Source organism: Paraburkholderia sediminicola, assembly GCF_046027825.1.
GTDB lineage: Bacteria > Pseudomonadota > Gammaproteobacteria > Burkholderiales > Burkholderiaceae > Paraburkholderia > Paraburkholderia sediminicola_D.
This window is the reverse complement of the sequence record NZ_JAQQDU010000031.1, coordinates 17065-40516: the sequence shown is the minus strand read 5'-3', so window position 1 is coordinate 40516 and position 23452 is coordinate 17065. Positions and strand designations below refer to the sequence as shown.

Here is a 23452-nt window from a genome sequence, read left to right as displayed (position 1 = left end):
CCATACGCCCACCCGCCGCAGCATGTCCGAGCGAAACGAATCCGCCGACCCGCACGAAACCAGGCAGGTCCGGCCCGCGAGCGGAAGCGCCCATGTGGTGCTGCATCGGACGTCGCACGTGTTGCTGGCGCTCGCACTCGCCTTCTACTTCATCGCGGCTGGCCTGTTTCTCGGTTTGCGTTACGTGCTGCTGCCGCGTGTCGACTCGTTCCGGCCGCGCATCGAAGCCACCGTCTCCGAGAAGCTGCACACGCAGTTCACCATCGGCAAGCTGGCGCCGCATTGGAGCGGTTTTCAGCCAGGGCTCGATGTCACCGATATCGTCATCCGCGACCCTGAAGGCAAAGCGGCGCTGACCATTCCGCACGCCACCGCCACGCTCTCGTGGAAGTCACTCTGGCAGTTCCATCCCGCGCTTTCCAGCCTGATCGTCGACCAACCCGACGTGCTGGTGTCGCGCAGCAGCGACGGCGTCATTTCGGTGGCGGGCGTCCCGGTGCCAACCCGGCACAGCGGCAACGACACCTTGTCCACCTGGCTATTGCGGCAACAGGCAATCGTGGTGCGCGGCGGCGTGCTGCGCTGGCGCGACGCGCAGCATAACGCGCCTGAGCTTGCCCTGCGCGACATCCGGATCGCGATTCTCAACGACGGCTACGATCACCGGCTCGCGTTGCAAGCGCCCGCCGACGGCCATGTCCTGCACGGCCCGATCGACTTCCGTACGCATTTCAAACACGCCCGCCTCTCCGCGATCGGCAAGCCGGTCAACTGGGCCGGCGAGGTCTATATGTCGACCGGTCCGGTCGATCTGCCGACTCTCGCGGGCTATATCAATTTCCCGATCGAGATGTTCGCCGGCCGCATCGACAATGCGATCTGGGCCGACTTCGCCGATGGTCGTATGACGTCCGCGAGCGGGCAACTGGCCGGCACGGATGTTTCCATGCGGGTGCGCCCGACCCAACCCAAGCTGGACGTGCCGATCGCCAATTTCTCGTGGCGCGTCGAAGCCGACCCGGGCAACTACACGCTGCAACTGAACGACTTGCGCGCCGAACTCGGCCAGCCGCCGCTCGACGACGGCACGCCGCTCACCCGCACCCTGGCGCTATCCACGCTGAACGGACGCTTCCGGACGGCCTCGCTACAACATGGACAACTCGTCAGCGTCAGCGGCGACCGCGTCGACCTGGGCATCCTCGCCGAATTCAGCCGCGCGCTGCCGTTGCCGCGGCCGTTGCTGAACAATCTGGTGCGCTTCAATCCGCGCGGCATGGTGGCGAACTATGTGATCGAAATGGAGCGCGGCAAACCCGAATCCGGCGAAGCGGGCAGCGACCACCGGCCGAGCGGCGCCGAACCGATCGAACGCTATCGCTTCAAGGGTGACCTGCAAGGCATCAGCTTCGCCGCTCAGGAACCGCCACCGGGTCTCACCCCGCTGAATCACCCGCGCGCGGGCATTCCCGGTATCGAAAACCTGTGGGGCAGTGTCGACGCCGACGAAAACCACGGCACCGCTACGCTCAACACATCCAATGTCGCCATTACGCTGCCGGGCGTGTTCGACGACCCGCGCCTGAAACTCGACCGCCTGCATGGCCGGGCAGACTGGACCATCTCGCCGAAAGCGCCGGGCGAGAATCACCGTGCCTTCGCCGTCAAACTGGCCGACTTCGGCATCTCGAACGCGGACGCGGACGCCACCGCCACGGCCGATTACAGCAACCCCGGCCATGGGCGCGGCTCGCTCGACCTCAAAGCCGAGTTCCAGCGCGCGCAGGTCACGCGCATCGTCCGCTATTTGCCGACCAGCATCAGCGAAAAGCTGCGCATCTACCTCGGCCATGGGTTGCAAGCGGGCGTCTCGCGCGGCGGATCGATCGAAATACACGGCGATCTGACCAAATTCCCCTACTCCCGCGCCCCGGAGGCCGGGATCTTTCATATCGTCGCGCCCTTCAAGGGCGGCAAGTTCGACCCTTCGCCGTACCCGCCGCGCAACATGAAGAACGGCACGCCGAACGTGTGGCCGCCGCTGGACGGCATCGACGGTGTGTTCGAACTCAAGCAGAACGTGCTGCGCTTCGATATCGACCGCGCCCATTACAAGCGGGTCGCTTTAAACAAGGTGAACGGCAGGATCGACGATCTCGGCACCAAAGCGTCCGACCTCATCATTACGGGCAACGGCCGTGGGCCGCTTGCCGACATGCTCGACTACGTCGACGAGAGCTCGCTCGGTATCATGTCCAAACATGCGACCGCGAAAGTGCGCGCCGAAGGGCCCGCCGCGCTGGCGCTCAAACTGACCGTGCCACGCACGCCGAAGCCGCATATCGGCGTAGAAGGCGCGGTGGGCTTCCAGAACAATCGTTTGACGGTCGATAACGTGCCGCCGCTGTCGCAACTGAACGGCAAGGTGCGCTTTACCGAACATACTGCGCAGGTCGACCGGCTCTCGGGCCAGTTTCTCGGCGGCGATGTGCACGCGAATGGCGGCCTGAAGCAGGACGGCACGTATGCACTCAACCTTGGCGGCCACATTGCTGTCGATGCCGCGCGCGGCCTGAATCTGCATGGACCGGCCGCGCAGGTACTGACGCGCATGAGCGGCAGCGCGCCCTACGCGCTCAACGTCCGCGGCGCCAAAGGGCGGTTGCCGGAAGTCACGGCGAACTCCGATCTGACCGGCCTCGCGCTCGACTTCCCCGCGCCCTTCAACAAACCGGTCGGCACACCGATGCCGCTGCGCTTCGCGGTCAGCCCCTCCAACGACGCGGGCGAAGCCGGTCTGGAACGCGCCGACCTCACCTTCGGTCCGATTGCCGCCACCTATGTGCTGCGCTACGAGCCGAAAACGCCGCCGACGGTCATACGCGGCGCGATCGGCGTCAACAAGCCCGCCGACTTGCCGTCCGATGGCGTGATCGCCGCCGTCGACGTCGAGGCGTTCGACGCCGACGCCTGGCGCGCGCTCGTCACGCAGATGCGCAACAAGGACGCGCCATCGCCTGCGCCCGCCGCCGCGCCGGCTACGCCGAATCCGACCCTCGCACAACTCCTGCCGAACCGCTTCGCGCTGCACATCGGTACGCTGACGCTCCTCAAGCGGCACTGGGACAGCGTGATCGTCGGCGCGTCGCATGCGGACGGCAAATGGCAGGCCAACATCGCGTCGAACCAGGTGTCGGGTCACGTTTCATGGTTGCCGGGCGCCAACAAGGAGTCGCCCGGCACGCTGCAGGCGCGCTTTGCCCGCGTGGTGATTCCGTCGGCCACCGACAAGAACCTGCTTGGCCAGGCCATTTCCGCGCCGGCGCAGAACATGCCGTCGATCGATCTGGTGGTCAATGAGTTGATCGTGCGCGATCGCGACATTGGCCGGCTCGAAGTCGACGCGCACAACTTCGACGAAGACGGTGTGCCGGTCTGGCAACTCGACAAGCTGGACATCACCAACCCCGCCGCCACGCTGACCGCGACCGCGAACTGGCGCACGTCGACGGGTCTCGGCAATACCGCCGACGAAGCGACGCCGCGCCGTACGGTGTTCGATTTCAAACTCGACATCAAGGACGCCGGCGCGCTGCTGGAGCGCTTCGGCCAGCCGCACACGATCAAGGCCGGCAACGGTACGCTGTCGGGCAAGGTGGTGTGGCGCGGCGGCCCGACTACGATCGACTATCCGACGCTCAACGGCAATCTGGCCGTCGATCTGCGCCATGGGCAGATTCTCAAGGTCGACCCGGGCGTCGCGAAACTGCTGGGCGTGCTCAGCCTGCAAAGCCTCGCGCGTTTCGCCACGCTCAATTTCCGCGATGTGATCGGCGAAGGACTACCGTTCGAACATGTCACCGGCACGGGCCAGATCAACAATGGCATTGGCCGCACCGAGAACTTCGAGATGGTGACGGCGCCGGCCCGCGCTGAAATGAAGGGTTCGGTCGATCTGGCGCAGGAAACCCAGGATCTGCACGTGCAGATCGTGCCGACCGTCAGCGCCGGCGCTGCCGTGATCGCCGCGACCGTGATCAATCCGCTGCTCGGGCTGGGCGCGCTGGTGGCCGATCTGGCGTTCAGCAAATCGGTCTCGACGGCGTTTGCACGCGAGTACGCAATCACCGGTCCGTGGTCGAAACCGCACATCGAGCGGGTGAAGAGCGATCGCGGTAAGATGGACGCTCCGGCTTCGACCGTGGAAGCGCACTGAGCTTGATTCGCCCCTTTGTTTGACCGCAAAAGCGGAGTGCCGCACCGCCGGGCCAAGCCAGCCTTGAACGACGTATGCGGCGCCCAGCGGTTCGAGCCGCCGCCTTGCCGGGAGTTTTTCGAAACGCTCATGAGCGAAACACACGTCTCTTCATCTTCGTCCACCGCTTCGTCCCCTGCCTCGCCCACCGCGGCGTCCAGCGGGTCTTTCGAAAGCGCCTTCCGCGTTGCCGCGCTGCAAATGGTGACCACGCCGGACCGCGAACGCAATCTGGCCGAAGCGGAACGCCTGATCGCCGAAGCCGCCGCCGACGGCGCGCAACTTGTCCTGCTGCCCGAGTACTTCTGCTTCATGGGCTTCAAGGACACGGACAAGCTCGCCATGCGCGAGCCCTACCAGGACGGCCCGATCCAGCGCTTTCTCGCCGACGCCGCGCGCCGCCACAAGGTGTGGTTGATCGGCGGTACGCTGCCGTTGATGTCGCAGGAACCGTCGCGCGTGCTCAACACCACGCTGGTGTTCGACCCGCGGGGCAACGAGGCCGCGCGCTACGACAAGATCCACCTGTTCAACTTCGAAAAGGGCGAGGAGTCGTTCGACGAGGCACGCACCATCTGCCCCGGCGGCGAGGTCCGTACCTTCGAAGCGCCGTTCGGCCGGGTCGGCCTGTCGGTCTGCTACGATCTGCGCTTTCCAGAGCTGTACCGGCGCATGGGCGACTGCGCGCTGATCGTGGTGCCATCGGCGTTCACTTACACCACCGGCCGCGCGCATTGGGAAATGCTGCTGCGCGCCCGGGCGGTCGAAAACCAGTGTTACGTGCTGGCCGCCGCGCAAGGCGGCAAACATGAAAACGGCCGCCGGACATGGGGCCACAGCATGCTGATCGACCCGTGGGGCGAAGTCGTCGCGGTACGCGACGAAGGCGCCGGCGTGGTGGCCGGCAATCTCGAGCGCGCGCGTATCGACGAAGTGCGGCAGAGCCTGCCCGCCTGGCGTCACCGCGTGCTGAGTTGCTGATTTGTTACCTGACATTGAAAGTGCGGCGTCTGTCACTCATATAGTGACGCAGGCGCTAACCGAATCCTTCGTATCGAGCAGAACATACTTCGCATGAACATCATCGAACCCGGTATCCGTAATCTCGCCACCGCCAAGGACATCCTCCTGACGCCCTACGGTCTCGACGAAGCCCTGCTCACCCGCACGCTCGCCGAAATCTTCACGCACAAGATCGACTACGCCGACCTGTACTTCCAGTACACGCGCAGCGAAGCGTGGAGTCTAGAAGAAGGCATCGTGAAGTCGGGCAGCTTCAGCATCGACCAGGGCGTCGGCGTGCGCGCCGTGTCGGGCGACCGCACGGCTTTCGCCTATTCGGACGATCTGTCGCCCGAAGCGATTCGCCAGGCAGCGCTCGCCACCCGCTCGATTGCCAAGGTGGGCGGCGGCAAGCAGAAGATCAAGGTGGCCTCGTCGCTGACCGGCATCGCCGGACGCGATCTGTACCTGCCGTCCGATCCGCTGCACTCCCTCGACGCAACCGCCAAGGTCAAGCTGCTCGAGCGCATCGAAAAGATGGCGCGCGGCCGCGATCCGCGCATCCAGCAGGTGATGGCTGGCCTCGCCGGTGAATACGACGTGGTGCTGGTCGCGCGCAGCGACGGCGGCTTTGCGGCCGATATCCGTCCGCTCGTGCGCGTGTCCGTCACCGTGATCGCCGAGCAGAACGGCCGCCGCGAAATCGGCAGCGGCGGCGGCGGTGGCCGCTTCGACTATGGCTATTTCACTGACGAAGTGCTGTCGCGCTACGTCGACGACGCCGTGCATGCGGCACTGGTGAACCTCGACGCCCGTCCGGCTCCGGCCGGCGCGATGTCCGTGGTACTCGGACCGGGCTGGCCTGGCGTGCTGCTGCACGAAGCAATCGGCCACGGCCTCGAAGGTGACTTCAACCGCAAGGGATCCTCGGCGTTTGCGGGTCAAATCGGCGAGCGGGTTGCGGCGAAGGGCGTGACGGTGGTCGACGACGGCACGCTGCCGAATCGCCGCGGCTCGCTGAATATCGACGACGAAGGCAATCCGACTCAGTGCACGACGCTGATCGAAGATGGCATCCTGAAGGGCTACATCCAGGACACGCTGAACGCGCGCCTGATGAAGATGCCGATCACCGGCAACGCGCGCCGCGAATCGTACGCCGCGCTGCCGATGCCGCGTATGACCAACACGTACATGCTCAACGGCGACAAAGACCCGCAGGAAATCATCGCTTCGGTGAAGAACGGCTTGTACGCCGTGAACTTCGGCGGCGGCCAGGTCGACATTACCAATGGCAAGTTCGTGTTCTCGGCCTCCGAGGCGTACATGATCGAAAACGGCAAGGTCACCTACCCGGTCAAGGGCGCGACGCTGATCGGCAGCGGCCCGGAATCGCTCAAGTACGTCAGCATGATCGGCAACGACATGAAGCTCGATTCGGGCGTCGGCGTATGCGGCAAGGAAGGCCAGAGCGTGCCGGTCGGTGTCGGTCAGCCGACGCTGCGTATCGACCGGATGACGGTTGGCGGCACGGCCTGATTTTGATGCAGACGCATACTTCGTGCATGCAAAGCGCGAAGTATGCGGATTTGCCGCATTTTTATACCCCGCAGCTTGTCAGCCACGCCAGCACGGGTTATAAAGTCACTCACCCTTTTTGACCAGCGACCTATTTCGCCATGTCCGCCAAGTTTTACTTTTACTTTTTTTGGCATCTCAGACCGCTGGCGGATCGAGAGGGGTGTTAGTGCACGCAAGACACCCAGAATTCACGAAAACCGCCAGCTAGCCTGGCGGTTTTTTTTCGCCTCACGCCTTTGAAACCTTTGCCGTTGAAATCTTTTTGATTGTTGTCCGCCCTGGCATCGCTGCCTGATTGCTGTCCGATCGCAGCCTTCGTTGCCCGCGCGAACACGCTACGACCCGATTCAGGAGAACAAGCATGCCCCCGCACAACACCGACGATGTCCGCATCCGCGAATTGAAAGAACTCACGCCGCCCGCTCACCTGATCCGCGAATTCGCCTGCGACGAAACGGTGTCCGACGTGATCTACCACTCGCGCAATGCAATGCATCGCATCCTGCACGGCATGGAAGACCGTCTGATCGTCATCATCGGACCGTGCTCGATTCACGATACGAAGGCCGCGATGGAATACGCCGGGCGTCTGGTCGAGCAGCGCAAGCGCTTCGCCGGCGAGCTCGAAATCGTGATGCGGGTGTACTTCGAGAAGCCGCGTACGACGGTAGGCTGGAAGGGTCTCATCAACGACCCGCACATGGACAACAGCTTCAAGATCAACGACGGCCTGCGCACCGCGCGCGAACTGCTGCTGCGTATCAACGAACTCGGCCTGCCGGCCGGCACCGAATACCTCGACATGATCAGCCCGCAATACATCGCCGATCTGATCTCGTGGGGCGCAATTGGCGCGCGGACTACGGAATCGCAAGTGCATCGCGAACTGGCTTCGGGACTGTCGTGCCCGGTCGGCTTCAAGAACGGCACGGACGGCAACGTCAAGATCGCCGTCGACGCGATCAAGGCCGCCTCGCAGCCGCACCATTTCCTGTCCGTCACGAAGGGCGGCCACTCGGCGATCGTCTCGACCGCCGGCAATGAGGACTGCCACATCATCCTGCGCGGCGGCAAGACACCGAACTACGACGGGGACAGTGTCAATGCGGCCTGCGCCGACATCGGCAAGGCCGGTCTCGCGGCACGTCTGATGATCGACGCAAGCCACGCAAACAGCTCCAAGAAACACGAGAACCAGATTCCGGTGTGCGCGGATATCGGCCGCCAGATTGCTTCGGGCGACGAACGGATTGTCGGCGTGATGGTGGAATCGCATCTGGTCGCGGGTCGTCAGGACCTGCAGGAAGGCTGCACACTGACGTACGGCCAGAGCATCACCGATGCGTGCATCGGCTGGGATGAAAGCGTCGGCGTGCTCGAGGGTCTCGCCGACGCGGTCAAGCAACGGCGTGTGGCGCGCGGCAGCGGCAACTAAACAATCGCGACGCGCCTCTGCGCGATTGCTGTAGTTGGCTCAACGAAAACCCGGCTCATTCAGCCGGGTTTTTTGTTAGCCAAACGGACGAATGGTGCGCCACGCGCCGCCTCTGTACCGTAACAACTCGTTTGCCGGGTCGGATACGACTTGACCTGGTTGGGTGTTGCGTATAAGATTTTGTACATGAAAGACGGCTATGGAGCAGGAAAAAGAAATTCGCTGGATGGGCTCCAGCTATCACGATTTACTCGCCTTTCCCGAAGAGCCGCGTCGCAGGGCCGGATTTCAGCTTGGCAAGATTCAGGCAGGACTGGACCCTGACGACTGGAAGCCATTCGATTCGATCGGCGCCGGTACGCGCGAGATTCGCATCAGGGAAGCTGACGGTATTTACCGCGTGATGTATGTCACCAAGTTTGTAGAAGCGTTGTATGTACTGCATTGCTTCCAGAAGAAAACGCAGAAGCTAGGGCCGCAGGATAGAAAGATTGCCGAGATGCGGTACCGCGCCATCATCAATGATGAGGAAAACTTAACAAATGACGATCGACACAAAAATCCGTCACGTAACAAAACCTGGCGCAAACCTGTTCCTCGAACTCGGTTTCTCCGCCGAAGAAGCGAAGCGCTTGCACGCCGCGTCGCAGAAACAGATCAACGACACGCGGCAACTCAAGGAACAGTTGATGACCGAGCTGTCCAGTTGGATCGAACAGCATCATCTGAAGCAGGCCGAGGCGGCCGAGATTCTGATGGTGTCGCGCCCGCGCGTGTCGGATGTGGTCAACAAGAAGACCACCAAGTTCACTATCGATACCCTGGTCGAAATGATGAGCCGGATCGGCAAGCCGGTCACCCTGGCGGTTGGGTAAGGCGCACGCCCCTCGCGTGCTTTCACACCCGGCTTGCCATGCGCCCTCGCTTCACTGCACCACGCCTGAACCGAACACTTCGGTGTGAATCCGCGCCGCATCCACACCGAGCGCGGCCAACGCCTCGCATTGCGCGTGCATGAACGGCACCGGCCCGCAGATGTAGTAATCCGCGTCGGGAACGATCACCTTGTCGGCGATTTTCGCGAGGTCGAGGCGGCCTTCGAAATCGTAGTCGATGCCGGCGCGATCGCACGCGTCAGCGGCCTCGTAGAACACCGCACGCGTAACGTTGGGATGCGCTGCGAGCGTATCGTTAAGCCACTGCCGGAACGCATGCACGCGGCTATTGCGGCAGGCATGTACAAAGGTCACGCTGCGGTCACTCTGCTCGGCGAGTAACGTGGACAGCATTGACGTCATCGGGGTCACGCCTACGCCGCCGCTCATCAGCACCACAGGTGTCGCCTTCTTGCGGTCCAGCGTGAATTCGCCCATTGGCGCGCTGACATGCACCACCGCGCCCACTTCCACACCGTCGTGCATGAGGTTCGATACATGGCCGGGCGCAGTGTCTTCACGGCCGGCCTCGCGCTTCACCGAAATGCGCAGCCAGTTACCGTTCGGCGCATCCGACAAGCTGTACTGCCGTGGCTGATCGACGCCGAGTTGATCCACGAAACGCTTCACGCTCAGATATTGACCGGGTTCGAAGCCACAGGCCGGCGAGCCGTCGGCTGGCGTCAGATAGAACGACGTAATCTCATCGCTCTCCACTTCCTTGCGCGCCACCTTGAACGGCCGAAAACCGCTCCACGCCGCACCTTCGTAGAGCTTTGCCTCCGCGCCGATGAAGATATCCGCGAGTTGCCCATACGCGAGCTCCCATGCGCCGAGCGTCTCCTGATCGACTGCGTCGCCGAGCACATCGACGATTGCGCCCAACAGATGGCGCCCCACGATCGGATACTGTTCCGGCCGGATATTCAGACTCGCGTGCTTGTGCGCAATTCGCGAGACGGTCGGACCCAGCGCGCCGAGATTATCGATATTGGCAGCATACGCATACACCGCCTTCGCCAGCGTTTCCGGCTGACTGCCGCTTTTCTGGTGCGTCTGGTTGAACACGTTCTTCAACTCAGGATGGTGCGCGAACATGCGCTTGTAGAAGTGTCGGGTGATGGTCGTGCCGTGTACGGCGAGCACGGGAACGGTGGCTTTGACGCGAGCGATCTGGTCGGCGGTGAGAGCGGGCATAACAACTTCTCCTTAAAGATGCATTTACAATACATCTTTAAGGAGAAGTCTTGCACCTGACAGATTGTCACAGTGCTAAAAGGGACCGAAGCGGGGACTGAAGCGCGCTGTTAGCCGGCGCTACGATCGTGCCGCCATAACACGTCGCTGCCGCCGTCCGCGCGATTGAGCACGCGCGCGAGCACGAACAACAAGTCTGACAACCGGTTCACATACTGGCGCGGCGCCTCATTGACCGCCTCGCCTTCACCCAGGGCGACGATCGACCGCTCGGCGCGCCGGCACACCGTACGGCACACATGCGCAAGCGCTGCCGCGCGCGAGCCAGCGGGCAGAATGAATTCCTTCAATGGTGGCAGGGTCGCGTTGTAGTCGACCAGCCAATCGTCGAGTTGGCCAAGGTGCTTATCGGTAATCATCGTATGGCCTGGGATGCAGAGCTCGCCGCCAAGATCGAACAGGTCGTGCTGAATCGCGACCAGCCCCGCCCGCACGTTGTCGGGCAGCGCTTCACACAGCAACACGCCGAGATTCGAATTGAGTTCATCGACGTCGCCAATTGCGGCAATGCGCGCGCTGTCTTTGCGCACGCGCCGGCCGTCGCCGAGACCTGTGGTGCCGTCATCGCCCGTGCGGGTGGCGATCTTGCTCAAGCGGTTGCCCATGATGTCTCCCATGCATTCATTCAGTGACGATGCGTTAGCGCGACGCCGGTGAGTCCGTCCGGCGAATCCGGTACGTGAGCCACCCGGTTGATCACCGCGTTTGCCCATATTGCGCGCATCGTGAGGTCGCCGCCATTATAGGAGCGGCAGGGAGCGGCGGGGACCGACAGCCGCTCCCGACGCCGGTCCGCGGGTGATCGGCGTAAAATGAAGCACAAGCTGTAGAACAGTTCCGTCCCAATATCAGGAGACATGCGTGAACCATCCCGTGCCGCCGGCCCCACTGCGCCGGCCGTTTCCCGCCGAGTTGCTGACCGGACTCAAAGCCGCTTTCGGCGAACGCGTGTCCACAGCAGAGGCTGTACGCGCGCACCATGGCCGCGATGAATCGCCGTTCGATCCCCAACTGCCCGATGCTGTCGTATTCGCGCGCAATACGGAAGACGTGCAAACCATCGTCAAGCTGTGCGGCCAGTACAACGTACCGATCATCCCCTACGGCAACGGTTCGTCGCTCGAAGGACATCTGCTGGCGGTGCAAGGCGGCGTGTCGATCGACCTGTCGGAAATGAACCGCGTGCTGTCGATCAACGCCGAAGACCTGACCGTCACGGTCGAACCCGGCATTTCGCGCAAGCAGTTGAACGAAGCGCTGCGCGACACCGGCCTGTTTTTCCCGATCGACCCGGGTGCTGACGCGAGCATCGGCGGCATGTCGGCCACGCGCGCCTCGGGCACCAATGCCGTGCGCTACGGCACGATGCGCGAAAACGTACTTGGACTGACGGTGGTGCTCGCCGACGGCCGCGTGATCAAAACCGGCACGCGCGCACGCAAGTCGTCCGCGGGTTATGACCTCACGCGTCTGTTCGTCGGCTCTGAAGGCACGCTCGGCGTCATTACCGAAATCACCGTTCGGCTGTATCCGCAGCCGGAGGCGGTCTCGGCTGCGGTCTGCACGTTCCCGTCGATGGGCGACGCGGTGCGCGCCGTCATCGAAACGATTCAGATGGGCGTGCCGATTGCGCGCGTCGAGTTCGTTGACTCGCTCGCGATCCGCTCGATCAATCGCCATTCGAATCTAACGCTGCGTGAAGCGCCCACGCTCTTCTTCGAATTCCACGGCACCGAAGCCGGTGTGAAGGAGCAAGCCGAGCTGGTGCAGGAAATCGCCGCGCAGAATGCCGGCGAAGGCTTCGAATGGGCGACCCGCCCGGAAGATCGCAGCCGTCTATGGAACGCGCGCCACAACGCCTATTTCGCGATGCTGCAACTGAAGCCCGGCTGCCGCGCCGTCACGACCGATGTCTGCGTGCCGATCTCGCGCCTCGCGGAATGTGTGGTGGAAACGGAGCAGGATCTGAAGGCGTCGCCGCTGCCCTGCCCGATCGTCGGCCACGTCGGCGACGGCAACTTCCACGTCGCGATCCTGATCGATCCGAACAAGCCGGAAGAGCTCGCCGAAGCCGAGCGTCTGAACCAGCGCATCGTGCAACGCGCGCTGCGCATGGACGGCACCTGTACGGGCGAGCACGGTGTCGGTCTGCACAAGATGAACTTCCTGCTCGAAGAACACGGTGAAGTCGCTGTCGACACGATGCGCTCCATCAAGCACGCGCTTGATCCGCACAATCTGATGAACCCGGGCAAGATCTTTTCCTGGGCGGCTTGAGGCGTCATCGGCGCTCCGCTAAGCTTAACTCAGTTGCGACAGAGGCGGCAGCAGCGGCAACGCCTGCTGCCGCACAACCAGGCTTGACCTGGCACGCACGGTGAAAGACACGAGGAGACAAGTCATATGAACGCACCCGTCGAACTGACGGCCGAAGTTCTCGCCCAGCGCCAGCGCGAAGTCGTGCAGGCGCTGATGGCCGTGCTGCCAACCCACTGTTTGCTGTATCGCGAAGAAGACACCGTCGCCTATGAGTGCGACGGCCTCGCCGCTTATCGGCGTCTGCCGCTAGCGGTCGCATTGCCCGAGACGGAATCGCAGGTGCAGCGCATCGTGCAGATCTGTCACCGGCTTGACGTGCCGATCGTGCCACGCGGTGCGGGCACAGGTTTGTCCGGTGGGGCGATGCCGATTCGTCACGGCGTGGTGGTATCGCTTGCGCGCTTCCGGAAAATCGTCGAAGTGGACTCGTATGCCCGAACCGCAACGGTCCAGCCGGGGGTGCGCAATCTGTCGATTTCCGAAGCCGCCGTGCCGTATGGCCTTTACTACGCGCCCGATCCATCGTCGCAGATTGCCTGCACGATCGGCGGCAACGTCTCCGAGAACTCGGGCGGCGTGCACTGCCTCAAATACGGCCTCACCGTACACAACGTGCTGCGTGTGCGCGCCGTGACGATGGAAGGCGAAATCGTCGAATTCGGTTCACTCGCACCGGACGCGCCAGGCCTCGATCTGCTCGCGGTGTTGATCGGCAGCGAAGGCATGTTCGCCATCGTCACCGAAGTCACCGTCAAGCTGATTCCGAAACCGCAAACGGCCCAGGTCATCATGGCCAGTTTCGACGACGTCGTGAAAGGCGGCGACGCGGTCGCCGGCATCATCGCAGCGGGCATCATTCCAGCGGGTCTGGAAATGATGGACAAACCGGCCACACGCGCCGTCGAAGAATTCGTCAACGCGGGTTACGACCTCGACGCCGCGGCGATCCTGCTGTGCGAATCGGACGGCACGCCGGAAGAAGTCGCCGACGAAATCGTGCGCATGACCGCGGTGCTGCGCGAACAGGGCGCAACCCGCATCCAGATTTCACGTTCGGAAAACGAACGCCTGCGCTTCTGGTCCGGGCGCAAGAACGCGTTTCCGGCGGCAGGCCGGATTTCGCCTGACTACTACTGCATGGACGGCACTGTGCCGCGCCGCAGTATCGGACCGCTGCTGGCGCGCATCGAAGTGATGGAGAAGAAATACGGCCTGCGCTGCATCAACGTGTTCCACGCCGGCGATGGCAACATGCATCCGCTGATCCTGTTCAACGGCAACGATAAGGACGAGTGGCATCGGGCTGAAGCGTTCGGTTGCGACATTCTCGAAACGTGCGTCGAACTGGGCGGCACGGTGACGGGCGAGCATGGCGTCGGCATCGAGAAAATCAATTCAATGTGCGTGCAGTTCTCGCCTGAAGAGCGCGACGCGTTTCACGCGGTCAAGCGCGCCTTCGACCCGCCCGGCTTACTGAACCCCGACAAGGGTATTCCCACCCGCGCGCGTTGCGCCGAGTACGGCAAGATGCATGTGCGCGGCGGCTTGTTGCCCCATCCGGATCTGCCGCGGTTTTAAGGCGGCTTGTGACGCTGCTCGCCCACGGCGGGCATGCAGCGTTACATGGCGCGGCCGCCATGCGGCTCAGCTTGCCTACATAGCGGGACGCCCACACTCCAGCCGCCCGCTTCCCAACCCGCCACCCCGCACGACTCCTCGTCGCCGACGCATTCCGCATGGCCCGCGCCCACAGCGCTTCCCAGTTCCCACCCTGATTACCCGATGCGGGTCCGCTCCGGGTTGCCAGCGAGCCCCCGCCCGGTACAATCAATCGAAACACAACGAAGCAGGGCACCATGGAAGAGGACGACATCGTCGCCGTTTGGTCTGAACGCGTGCGTTCAGCCAGCGCCGAAGGGCGCACATTGCGCATCCGTGGCGGCGGCACCAAAGACTGGTACGGTCAGACGCTGGAAGGTGACATCCTCGACACGCGCGCTTATCGCGGCATCATCGCCTACGATCCGGCCGAACTGGTCATAACCGCGCGTGCGGGCACACCCTTGCTGGAGATCGAGGCCGCGCTGGCCGAACACGATCAGATGCTCGCCTTCGAACCGCCCCACTTCGGGCCCCAGGCCACCTTCGGCGGCTGTGTCGCAGCGGGCATCGCCGGTCCGCGCCGCCCGTCCGCCGGTGCGGCGCGCGACTTCGTGCTCGGTACGGTCATCATGAACGGCCAGGGCCAGACGCTGCATTTCGGCGGCCAGGTGGTGAAAAACGTCGCCGGTTACGACGTATCGCGTTTGATGGCGGGCTCGCTGGGCACCCTCGGGCTGATCCTCGAACTGTCGATCAAAGTGCTGCCGCTGCCGCAGGCCGAAACCACGCTCAAATTTGAAATGAACGGCACAGACGCGGTCCGCAAGCTCAACGAATGGGGTGGCCGACCGCTGCCGATCACGGCAAGCGCATGGCGTCACGGGACGCTGGCCGTGCGGATGGCCGGCGCGGAAGCCGCGGTCAAAGCGGCGCGCACGGCGCTCGGCGGCGAAGTCGTCGATGCGGTCGAGGCAGAGCGCTTCTGGGCCGGGTTGCGCGAACAGACCGATTCGTTCTTTGCGGCCATCCCGCCGAAGGCCGCGCTGTGGCGCCTCGCGCTACCGTCGATCACCGAGCCGCTGCAATTGCCCGGCGCGCAACTGATGGAATGGGGCGGCGGCCAGCGCTGGTGGATCACCGACACCGACGCGCAAACCGTGCGCATGAGCGCGAAGCAGGCCGGTGGCCACGCCACCATCTTCCGCACAGGCCATGGCTACGACCGCAGCGCCGGTGTCTTCACGCCGCTGCCCGCACCGCTGATGAAAATCCATCGTGGCCTGAAAGCCGCCTTCGACCCCGCGCGCATTTTCAATCGCGGCCGTCTCTACCCCGATTTCTGAGCAACGCGATGCAAACCAACCTCGCGGACTTCATTCGCAACACGCCTGATGGCGACGAAGCCGATGCCATTCTGCGCAATTGCGTGCATTGCGGTTTCTGCACGGCGACCTGTCCGACCTATCAGATACTCGGCGACGAACTCGACGGCCCGCGTGGCCGCATCTATCTGATCAAGCAGATGGTGGAAGGCGCCGAGGTCACGCGCAGCACCCAGGTCCATCTCGACCGCTGCCTCACCTGCCGCAACTGCGAAACCACCTGCCCATCCGGCGTGCAATACGGCCGGCTGGTCGAGATCGGCCGCAAGATCACCGAGGAAAAAGTCACGCGTCCGCTCGGTCAGCGGATGGTGCGCCGACTGCTCGCGAGCTTCGTGCCGAATAGCGCGCTGTTCACGCCGGCCATGCGTATCGGTCAGCATATCCGCCCGTTGCTGCCTAAAAAACTGCGCGACAAGGTGCCCGCGCGTCAGCGTCCGCTCGAATGGCCGACCGCGAAACATCCGCGCAAAATGCTGATGCTTGCGGGCTGCGTGCAACCGTCGATGATGCCGAATGTCAACGTCGCTACGGCGCGGGTGCTGGACGCGATCGGCGTGGAAACGTTGATCGCGCCCGAAGCAGGCTGTTGCGGTGCGATCCGTCTGCACCTGGGCTACAACGACGAAGCGCTCGACGACCTGCGCGCCAACATCGACGCGTGGTGGCCGTATATCGAAGAAGGTGCGGAAGCGATCGTGATGAACGCGTCGGGCTGCGGCGCGACGGTCAAGGAATACGCGCATCTGCTGCGCAACGATCCCGCGTATGCGGAGAAGGCGCGCCGCGTAACCGAACTGACGCGCGACATCGCGGAGATCCTGCCGGAGTTCGAAGAGGCGCTCGTCGCCGTGAGCCGCCGCCGCGCGATCCATACGGTGGCATTCCATCCACCGTGCACGTTGCAGCATGGTCAGCAGGTGCGCGGCAAAGTCGAACATCTGCTGGCGGCGCTCGGCGTCGAAGTCCGCCTGCCCGCCGACAGCCATCTGTGCTGCGGCTCGGCCGGCACCTATTCGCTGACACAGCCCAAGCTCTCGTACGCACTGCGCGATCAGAAGCTCGATCGGCTACAGGCGCAGGAGCCACAAGTAATCGTGTCGGCGAACGTCGGCTGCATTGCGCATCTGCAAAGCGGCACGTCGACGCCGGTCGCGCATTGGATCGAACTGGTCGAGCACATGCTGTCCGTATAATCCGGACCATCGCCTTTCGCTGGACTTCCGGATCCGTTCCATGCCCGATCTGATTCACAATCTCGAAGCGGTGCAGCAGCGCATCGCCCTCGCCGCGCAGGTGGCCGGACGCGACCCGCGTTCGATCACCCTGCTCGCGGTCTCGAAGACCTTCCCCGCCGAAGACGTGCGCGCCGCCTACGCAGCCGGTCAACACGCGTTCGGTGAGAACTACGTGCAGGAATCCATCACCAAGATCGAAGCGCTGGCCGATCTGCGCGCGTCGCTCGAATGGCATTTCATCGGACCATTGCAATCGAACAAAACGCGGCCGGTTGCCGAAAGTTTCGACTGGGTGCATTCGGTCGACCGGCTGAAGATCGCGCAGCGGCTGTCGGAGCAGCGTCCGGACAACCTGCCGCCGTTGAACGTGTGCCTGCAGGTCAACATTAGCGGCGAAGCGTCGAAAAGCGGCGTGGGCATTCCCGAGGCGGTGGAAGTCGCGCAGGCAATCGCCGCGCTGCCGAAGCTGAATCTGCGCGGCCTGATGGCGATTCCCGAACCCGCCGGCAGCATCGAAGATCAACGCGTGCCGCATCGGCAACTCCGTGAACTGTTCGAGCGTCTGCGCAATGACGGCCTCGAACTCGATACGCTCTCGATGGGCATGTCGAGCGACCTCGAAGCCGCCGTGCTGGAAGGCGCGACGATCGTGCGCGTCGGCACGGCGATCTTCGGCGCACGAGATTACTCTCACTGACCGTTTCAGACCTTTCCTTTCTTGACGCCTCACGGAACATCATGAAAATTGCTTTTATCGGCGGTGGCAATATGGCCGCCGCGTTGATCGGCGGCCTCATCAAGCGCGGCATCGCGCCCACCGACCTGTACGCGATCGACCCCAACGAAGAGGCGCGCAAGCGCAATGAGCAGCAATTCGGCATCAAGACCGGCGCGGCCGCGGACGCCGCGCTCGCGTCGTACGACGCTGTCGTGCTGGCAGTGAAGCCGCAGATCCTGAAGAGCGTCGCCGAGACACTGGCGCCGCATCTGAAGGCGACGCAACTGGCAATCAGCATCGTCGCGGGCATTCGCATGGACGACATGTCGCGCTGGCTGAACGGCCACGCCCGCATCGTGCGCGTGATGCCGAATACGCCGGCGCTGATCGGTATGGGCGTGACGGGCCTCGTTGCAACCGGCAGCGTCGACGAAGCAGGCCGCGCGCTCGCGTCGCAGGTGCTCGGCGCCGTCGGCGAAACCGTCTGGTTCGACGACGAAGCGAAGATCGACGCCGTCACCGCGATCTCGGGCAGCGGGCCGGCGTATGTGTTCTATTTCATCGAAGCGTTGCAGGAAGCCGCGCGCCAACTCGGCATGGATGAAGCCCAAGGCCGTGCGCTGGCTGTCGCAACCTTCACCGGCGCGGCGCAACTGGCGGCGAACTCTGACGAGCCGCCGGGTCTGTTGCGCGAACGTGTGACGTCGAAGGGCGGCACCACGGCGGCCGCGCTGGCGTCGTTCGACGCAAGTGGGATCAAGGATGCGATCGTGCGCGGCGTGCTCGCCGCCGATGCGCGCGCCAAGGAAATGGGCGACGAGTTCGGCAAGCTGTAAGCGCGGTCTGGCGGGTGGGTTTGCGCGGAAGAATTAAAACGAAGCCACTGCGTAATGCGCGGCGATGCCGACAAACAGCGCGCCACCCAGCCAGTTGTTATGACGGAACGCCGCAAAGCACGCCATCCGTTCGCGGTTGCGGATCAGCGTGTAGTGATAGATCGCGCAACCCACCGCTGCCGCCCATCCCAGCCAGTACAACACGCCAAAACCCAGCATCACGCCGATGCCGACGTAGATCCCCAGCGTCACCGCATAGCAGAGCATGATCGCCGCCACGTCGAAGCGGCCGAAGGTCAGCGCCGAGGTGCGGATGCCGATCTTGATGTCGTCGTCGCGATCGACCATCGCGTATTCCGTGTCGTACGCCACCGACCAGAACACGTTGGCCAGCAGCATGACCCAGGCGAGCATCGGCACGTGATCCTGGATCGCGGCGAACGCCATCGGAATGCCGAAGCCGAACGCGATGCCGAGATAAGCCTGCGGAATCGCGAAGAAGCGCTTCGTGAACGGATACGACCCGGCGACGAACAGCGCGGCCACCGATAGCTCCTTGGTCAGCGTATTCAGCGGCAAGATCAGCAGAAAGGCCAGCAGCGACAAACCGGCCGCCAGCGCCACCGCTTCCCATGCCTTGATCTTGCCCGACGTGATCGGCCGGTTTTCCGTGCGCTTCACGTAGCGGTCGAAATCACGATCCGCGTAGTCGTTGATCGCACAGCCGGCCGAGCGCATCAGCACCGTACCCACCGTGAAGATCACCAGTAGCGGCCATGAAGGGTGGCCGTCGGACGCAATCCACAGCGCATTGAGCGTCGGCCACAGCAGCAGCAGGCTGCCGATCGGCTTGTCCATGCGGACGAGGCGCAGATATAGAGGTAGTCGGGCGAACATGGGCGGATTCGGTGAAGTGCAGGCGGTGCCGCTATTTTACGGGATGCGGGCGACAGTCATCCTTCAGGCCGGCGAGGCAATCATGCTGGGCGCAAAACCGAGGCCACGACTGCAGCCGGGTCCTGAACCAACGCAGCGTCCGCACGCTGGTGCCGCAAAAAACAAAGCCTCCCGAAAAGGGAGGCCGTGTTTGTATTCAGTTCAACGCCAGCACCGAAGCACCGCGCTGAAATCCCGACTCAACGTCCGGAACACGCAAACTATTTAAGCCAGCATCGAACGCAGCATCCACGCCGTCTTTTCATGCGTTTGCATGCGTTGCGTCAGCAGGTCGGCGGTCGGCTCGTCGTTGGCAGCTTCCGTCGACGGGAAAATCGCGCGCGCGGTACGCACCACCGCTTCCTGACCTTCCACCAGTTGGCGGATCATGTCTTCCGCGGCCGGCACGCCGTCCGCTTCCGGAATCGACGACAGCTTCGCGAATTCCTTGTAGCTGCCCGGCGCATGCACGCCCAGCGCGCGGATACGTTCAGCGATCGAATCGACCGCGAGCGCCAGTTCGTTGTACTGCGTTTCGAACATCAGGTGCAGCGTGTTGAACATCGGACCCGTCACGTTCCAGTGGAAGTTGTGGGTCTTCAGGTACAGCGTGTAGGTGTCGGCGAGCAATCGCGACAGACCTTCCGCAATCTTCTTGCGGTCCTTGTCACTGATCCCGATGTTGACGTGTTGTACGGCTTCTTTCTTGGCCATGATGACTCCTTTGAAGAGTGATACGAACCGGTCGATAAGGTGACGGCGTGCGGGTAGCAGACCCTGCACATCGAACGCTCGACAGTTTAGCTTAGAAAATAGCTGCGTTCGTGTGACGCGTGGTCACTTGCCGCACCCACGGCCTCGCGCTCAATCACACACCAAGCAAGTGTTGCAGCGCTTGCGCAACGATCACTGTCAGGCCGCTCGAGACGATCGCAAATCCCACGACCTTGCGCAGCATCAATGCTTGCTGCTGTTGCGCGCGGCGTGTGGCCGACGATCCGCCGATGGCGGACATCATCATCTGGATCATGATCGAGCTCCCTTGATTCGTATCTAAACCAGCGGGGCGCAGATGCGCCCCGCTTTGCTGCATCATTTCACTTCAACTGCTTACTTCTTGCCGCCTTCAGCGAGCTCGGCCAGCGCGGCGATCACGCCTTCCGCATAGGCCGGATCGGCACGGCGGAAATGCTCGATCTGACGCGCAACGATCTCGTGCGGCACACCGTTGATATGGCGTGCGATGTTGCCGAACAGACGCTGGCGTTGCGCCGTATCGAAGAGCGCAAACAACATACCCGGCTGCGTGTAGTAGTCCTCGTCCACGCGATGATCGTAACGATCGACCGTACCTGCTGCGAGCGCGGGCTCCACTGCGTTGCTGTCCTGCGCGAAGTCACCGAAGCGGTTCGGCTCGTAGTTCACGTTACCGCCGAGGTTGCCGTCCGTGCGCATCGCGCCATCGCGATGGAACGAATGATGGACCGGGCAGCGCGGTGCATTCACCGGAATCTGATGGTGATTGATACCGAGGCGGTAGCGCTGCGTGTCGCCATACGAGAACAAACGGCCTTGCAACAGACGGTCCGGCGAGAAGCTGATACCCGGCACCACGTTGGCTGGCGTGAACGCGGCCTGCTCCACATCCGAGAAATAGTTCGCAGCGTTGCGGTTCAACTCTATCGTGCCGACGTCGATCAGCGGGTAATCCTTCTGCGACCACACTTTCGTGATGTCGAACGGATTGAAGCGATAGTTCGCTGCTTCCGCCTCCGGCATCACCTGGATGGCGAAACGCCATTTGGGGAAATTGCCTGCTTCGATGTTCGTGAGCAAATCGTTTTGCGCGCTTTCACGGTTCTGTGCCACCACTTGCGCCGCTTCGGCATCGGTAAAGTTCTCAATGCCTTGCATCGACTTGAAGTGGAACTTCACCCAGAAGCGCTCGTTGTTCGCGTTGATGAACGAGTACGTGTGCGAGCCGAAGCCATGCATCTGACGGTAGTTCTGCGGAATGCCGCGATCGCTCATCAGGATGGTGACCTGATGCAACGACTCCGGATGACGCGACCAGAAATCCCATGCCGCGACATTGCTGCGCATGTTGGTGTACGGGTCGCGCTTTTGCGTGTGGATGAAGTCCGGGAACTTCAGCGGATCACGGATAAAGAATACCGGCGTGTTGTTGCCGACCACGTCCCAATTACCTTCTTCCGTGTAGAACTTGATCGAGAAACCGCGCACGTCGCGTTCCGCATCGGCGGCGCCGCGCTCGCCGGCCACCGTCGAAAAGCGCATGAAGAGCGGCGTGTCCTTGCCGACCTGGGCGAACACTTTCGCCTTCGTGAAACGCGAGATATCGTGGGTGACCTTCAGCGTGCCAAATGCACCCGAACCCTTGGCGTGAACGCGGCGTTCCGGAATCACTTCGCGATCGAAGTGAGCGAGTTTTTCGAGCAGCCAGACGTCTTGCAGGACGACCGGACCGCGCGCGCCGGCGGTCATCGAGTTCTGGTTGTCGGCGATGGGTGCGCCGGCTGCATTGGTGAGCTTACGTTCGGACATGCGTGACTCCTGGTTGGCTTTTATCGGAAACAGATTGTGGGGAGAGGCGCGGCGCGCTGATGCCCGCAGCTCATGCGGACAAGGCCCGATCGACCAGCAAGGAAAACGCGACCGTACGCATGCTCTGCACCGAGGCTGCGAAGGAGCCGGCGGTCACGCGAGCGGATTGAGTGACGACGGTTTGGACTTGCTGCGAGTTCGATTGCGTCATGATTTCCTCCAGGTCTTATGGGATCGGGCGATCCATGGAGGAAACTATAACAATCCTATCGAATTAACGTGTTTGATTAATTTTATCTATTCGATAGGGACGGCGACTATCGCCACTTTGGGCGGTCGCCCGGCCGACCGCCGGGGTGTGCGACGGTCGGCCTGGGTGCAGCGTGCCGCCTAGTTGACGGCGACAGGCAGATCGAGCTTTTTGACGCCCGTCAGATCGCAGGCATTGATGGCGTCGCAGATGGCCTCGATGGCCGGCATGCGCGTGAAGCTCTTGCGCCAGGCGAGCACGACGCGGCGATCCGGCACCGGCTCACCGAAAGCGACATAGCTGAGCAGGCCCGCGTCGATGCCGCCGGCGTGCGGCTTGACTTCTTGCACCGACATGCGCGGCAGCACGGTAATCCCAACGCCGCTCGCCACCATATGGCGAATGGTTTCCAGCGACGAACCTTCAAAGGTCTTCTGGATGCCGTCCGCATTTTGCGAGAAACGCATCAATTCAGGGCAGACGCCCAGCACATGGTCGCGGAAGCAGTGGCCGCTGCCGAGCAACAGCATGGTTTCCTGCTTCAGATCTTCAGCGTCGATCTTCGGGCGGTTTTCCCACTCGTGACCGGACGGCAGCGCGACAACAAACGGCTCGTCATAGAGCGGGCGCTGCATCAGACCCGTTTCCGGGAACGGCAGCGCCATGATGGCGACGTCGATTTCGCCTTGCTTGAGCAGTTCGATCAGCTTGACCGTGTAGTTTTCCTGCAGCATCAGCGGCATCTGCGGGACGCGCTTGATCATCTGTTTGACGAGCGTAGGCAGCAGATACGGCCCGATCGTATAGATGACGCCAAGGCGCAGCGGCCCGACCAGCGGATCTTTGCCTTGCTTGGCAATTTCCTTGATGGCGAGCGTTTGTTCGAGGACGCGTTGAGCTTGCGTGACGATCTGCTCGCCGATCGGTGTCACGCTGACTTCGCTGGTGCCGCGTTCGAAGATCTGGACGTTGAGTTCGTCTTCGAGCTTTTTGATGGCCACCGACAGGGTCGGCTGGCTGACGAAACACGCTTCGGCGGCCCGGCCGAAGTGCCGTTCGCGCGCTACCGCGACGATGTATTTCAATTCGGTGAGCGTCATTGGGGGACCAATCAGAGCAATGATATTGATAGGTTCTAGTT

General features: G+C 62.8%; 19 protein-coding genes and 1 pseudogene. 12 read left to right on the top strand and 8 right to left on the bottom strand.

The features are described 5' to 3' along the window. Window positions 1-22 precede the first annotated feature (22 nt). The 6 genes and pseudogenes from PQQ96_RS18405 (at window position 23) to PQQ96_RS18380 (ending at window position 9148) form a co-directional block, all read left to right on the top strand. Window positions 23-4216, top strand: a complete 4194-nt coding sequence (locus PQQ96_RS18405) for a YhdP family protein (protein WP_408294619.1) — start codon at window positions 23-25, stop codon at window positions 4214-4216. 129 nt (window positions 4217-4345) lie between these two features. Beyond that, a complete protein-coding gene (locus tag PQQ96_RS18400; protein WP_408294617.1) occupies window positions 4346-5236 on the top strand; it encodes a carbon-nitrogen hydrolase family protein in 891 nt (296 codons plus the stop codon). A gap of 93 nt (window positions 5237-5329) precedes the next feature. Continuing rightward, the gene (gene tldD / locus PQQ96_RS18395; protein ID WP_408294614.1) at window positions 5330-6796 is read left to right on the top strand and encodes a metalloprotease TldD; all 1467 of its coding nucleotides are present in this window, start codon (window positions 5330-5332) and stop codon (window positions 6794-6796) included. Between the two features lie 403 nt (window positions 6797-7199). Continuing rightward, on the top strand, window positions 7200-8273 hold the full coding sequence (gene aroG / locus PQQ96_RS18390; protein ID WP_408294611.1) for a 3-deoxy-7-phosphoheptulonate synthase AroG: 1074 nt from the start codon (window positions 7200-7202) through the stop codon (window positions 8271-8273). A 199-nt stretch (window positions 8274-8472) separates the two neighbouring features. After that, window positions 8473-8796, top strand: a pseudogene (locus PQQ96_RS18385) (type II toxin-antitoxin system RelE/ParE family toxin); the annotation flags it as partial. A 19-nt stretch (window positions 8797-8815) separates the two neighbouring features. Next, complete coding sequence (locus PQQ96_RS18380) at window positions 8816-9148, top strand: helix-turn-helix domain-containing protein (RefSeq protein WP_408294609.1); 333 nt, start codon at window positions 8816-8818, stop codon at window positions 9146-9148. Window positions 9149-9199: 51 nt separating this feature from the next. On the opposite strand, the gene hmpA is transcribed toward PQQ96_RS18380, so the two are convergent. Continuing rightward, window positions 9200-10405, bottom strand: a complete 1206-nt coding sequence (gene hmpA / locus PQQ96_RS18375) for an NO-inducible flavohemoprotein (protein ID WP_408294607.1) — start codon at window positions 10403-10405, stop codon at window positions 9200-9202. A 110-nt stretch (window positions 10406-10515) separates the two neighbouring features. After that, window positions 10516-11070: a cob(I)yrinic acid a,c-diamide adenosyltransferase gene (locus tag PQQ96_RS18370; protein WP_408294716.1), complete on the bottom strand. Its 555-nt coding sequence runs from the start codon at window positions 11068-11070 to the stop codon at window positions 10516-10518. A 256-nt stretch (window positions 11071-11326) separates the two neighbouring features. On the opposite strand from PQQ96_RS18370, the gene PQQ96_RS18365 reads away from it, so the two are divergent. The 6 genes from PQQ96_RS18365 to proC all read left to right on the top strand — a co-directional run bounded on the left by PQQ96_RS18365 (window position 11327) and on the right by proC (window position 18560). Beyond that, window positions 11327-12742: an FAD-linked oxidase C-terminal domain-containing protein gene (locus PQQ96_RS18365; protein ID WP_408294605.1), complete on the top strand. Its 1416-nt coding sequence runs from the start codon at window positions 11327-11329 to the stop codon at window positions 12740-12742. A 126-nt stretch (window positions 12743-12868) separates the two neighbouring features. Then, on the top strand, window positions 12869-14362 hold the full coding sequence (locus PQQ96_RS18360; protein WP_408294602.1) for an FAD-linked oxidase C-terminal domain-containing protein: 1494 nt from the start codon (window positions 12869-12871) through the stop codon (window positions 14360-14362). Window positions 14363-14640: 278 nt separating this feature from the next. Then, complete coding sequence (gene glcE, locus PQQ96_RS18355; protein WP_408294599.1) at window positions 14641-15729, top strand: glycolate oxidase subunit GlcE; 1089 nt, start codon at window positions 14641-14643, stop codon at window positions 15727-15729. 8 nt (window positions 15730-15737) lie between these two features. Further along, window positions 15738-16964, top strand: a complete 1227-nt coding sequence (gene glcF, locus PQQ96_RS18350; protein WP_408294596.1) for a glycolate oxidase subunit GlcF — start codon at window positions 15738-15740, stop codon at window positions 16962-16964. A 40-nt stretch (window positions 16965-17004) separates the two neighbouring features. Next, window positions 17005-17703 (top strand): YggS family pyridoxal phosphate-dependent enzyme, encoded by a 699-nt coding sequence (locus PQQ96_RS18345; RefSeq protein WP_408294593.1) that lies wholly within the window; start codon window positions 17005-17007, stop codon window positions 17701-17703. 41 nt (window positions 17704-17744) lie between these two features. Further along, on the top strand, window positions 17745-18560 hold the full coding sequence (gene proC / locus PQQ96_RS18340; protein WP_408294589.1) for a pyrroline-5-carboxylate reductase: 816 nt from the start codon (window positions 17745-17747) through the stop codon (window positions 18558-18560). Between the two features lie 33 nt (window positions 18561-18593). Here proC and ubiA read toward each other — a convergent pair whose 3' ends face one another. The 6 genes from ubiA to PQQ96_RS18310 all read right to left on the bottom strand — a co-directional run bounded on the left by ubiA (window position 18594) and on the right by PQQ96_RS18310 (window position 23411). Next, window positions 18594-19457 carry a 4-hydroxybenzoate octaprenyltransferase gene (gene ubiA / locus PQQ96_RS18335; protein WP_408294587.1) on the bottom strand — a complete coding sequence of 288 codons (864 nt, stop codon included), beginning with the start codon at window positions 19455-19457 and terminating at the stop codon, window positions 18594-18596. Window positions 19458-19721: 264 nt separating this feature from the next. Continuing rightward, window positions 19722-20210 carry a Dps family protein gene (locus PQQ96_RS18330; protein ID WP_054037764.1) on the bottom strand — a complete coding sequence of 163 codons (489 nt, stop codon included), beginning with the start codon at window positions 20208-20210 and terminating at the stop codon, window positions 19722-19724. 154 nt (window positions 20211-20364) lie between these two features. Next, window positions 20365-20526, bottom strand: coding sequence for a hypothetical protein (locus PQQ96_RS18325; protein WP_408294584.1), 162 nt, complete (start codon window positions 20524-20526; stop codon window positions 20365-20367). 80 nt (window positions 20527-20606) lie between these two features. Further along, entirely contained in the window at window positions 20607-22061 is a 1455-nt protein-coding gene (locus PQQ96_RS18320) for a catalase (RefSeq protein ID WP_408294582.1), read from the bottom strand. 70 nt (window positions 22062-22131) lie between these two features. Next, window positions 22132-22272 (bottom strand): hypothetical protein, encoded by a 141-nt coding sequence (locus PQQ96_RS18315; protein WP_408294579.1) that lies wholly within the window; start codon window positions 22270-22272, stop codon window positions 22132-22134. A gap of 179 nt (window positions 22273-22451) precedes the next feature. After that, a complete protein-coding gene (locus tag PQQ96_RS18310) occupies window positions 22452-23411 on the bottom strand; it encodes a hydrogen peroxide-inducible genes activator (protein ID WP_408294576.1) in 960 nt (319 codons plus the stop codon). Window positions 23412-23452: the final 41 nt, after the last annotated feature.

Coding starts and splice junctions, on each gene's coding strand:
- PQQ96_RS18405 (WP_408294619.1), top strand. CDS start 23: ATGTCCGAGCGAAACGAATCCGCCGACCCGCACGAAACCAGGCAGGTC.
- PQQ96_RS18400 (WP_408294617.1), top strand. CDS start 4,346: ATGAGCGAAACACACGTCTCTTCATCTTCGTCCACCGCTTCGTCCCCT.
- tldD (WP_408294614.1), top strand. CDS start 5,330: ATGAACATCATCGAACCCGGTATCCGTAATCTCGCCACCGCCAAGGAC.
- aroG (WP_408294611.1), top strand. CDS start 7,200: ATGCCCCCGCACAACACCGACGATGTCCGCATCCGCGAATTGAAAGAA.
- PQQ96_RS18380 (WP_408294609.1), top strand. CDS start 8,816: ATGACGATCGACACAAAAATCCGTCACGTAACAAAACCTGGCGCAAAC.
- hmpA (WP_408294607.1), bottom strand. CDS start 10,405: ATGCCCGCTCTCACCGCCGACCAGATCGCTCGCGTCAAAGCCACCGTT.
- PQQ96_RS18370 (WP_408294716.1), bottom strand. CDS start 11,070: ATGGGCAACCGCTTGAGCAAGATCGCCACCCGCACGGGCGATGACGGC.
- PQQ96_RS18360 (WP_408294602.1), top strand. CDS start 12,869: ATGAACGCACCCGTCGAACTGACGGCCGAAGTTCTCGCCCAGCGCCAG.
- glcE (WP_408294599.1), top strand. CDS start 14,641: ATGGAAGAGGACGACATCGTCGCCGTTTGGTCTGAACGCGTGCGTTCA.
- glcF (WP_408294596.1), top strand. CDS start 15,738: ATGCAAACCAACCTCGCGGACTTCATTCGCAACACGCCTGATGGCGAC.
- PQQ96_RS18345 (WP_408294593.1), top strand. CDS start 17,005: ATGCCCGATCTGATTCACAATCTCGAAGCGGTGCAGCAGCGCATCGCC.
- proC (WP_408294589.1), top strand. CDS start 17,745: ATGAAAATTGCTTTTATCGGCGGTGGCAATATGGCCGCCGCGTTGATC.
- ubiA (WP_408294587.1), bottom strand. CDS start 19,457: ATGTTCGCCCGACTACCTCTATATCTGCGCCTCGTCCGCATGGACAAG.
- PQQ96_RS18330 (WP_054037764.1), bottom strand. CDS start 20,210: ATGGCCAAGAAAGAAGCCGTACAACACGTCAACATCGGGATCAGTGAC.
- PQQ96_RS18325 (WP_408294584.1), bottom strand. CDS start 20,526: ATGATCCAGATGATGATGTCCGCCATCGGCGGATCGTCGGCCACACGC.
- PQQ96_RS18320 (WP_408294582.1), bottom strand. CDS start 22,061: ATGTCCGAACGTAAGCTCACCAATGCAGCCGGCGCACCCATCGCCGAC.
- PQQ96_RS18315 (WP_408294579.1), bottom strand. CDS start 22,272: ATGACGCAATCGAACTCGCAGCAAGTCCAAACCGTCGTCACTCAATCC.
- PQQ96_RS18310 (WP_408294576.1), bottom strand. CDS start 23,411: ATGACGCTCACCGAATTGAAATACATCGTCGCGGTAGCGCGCGAACGG.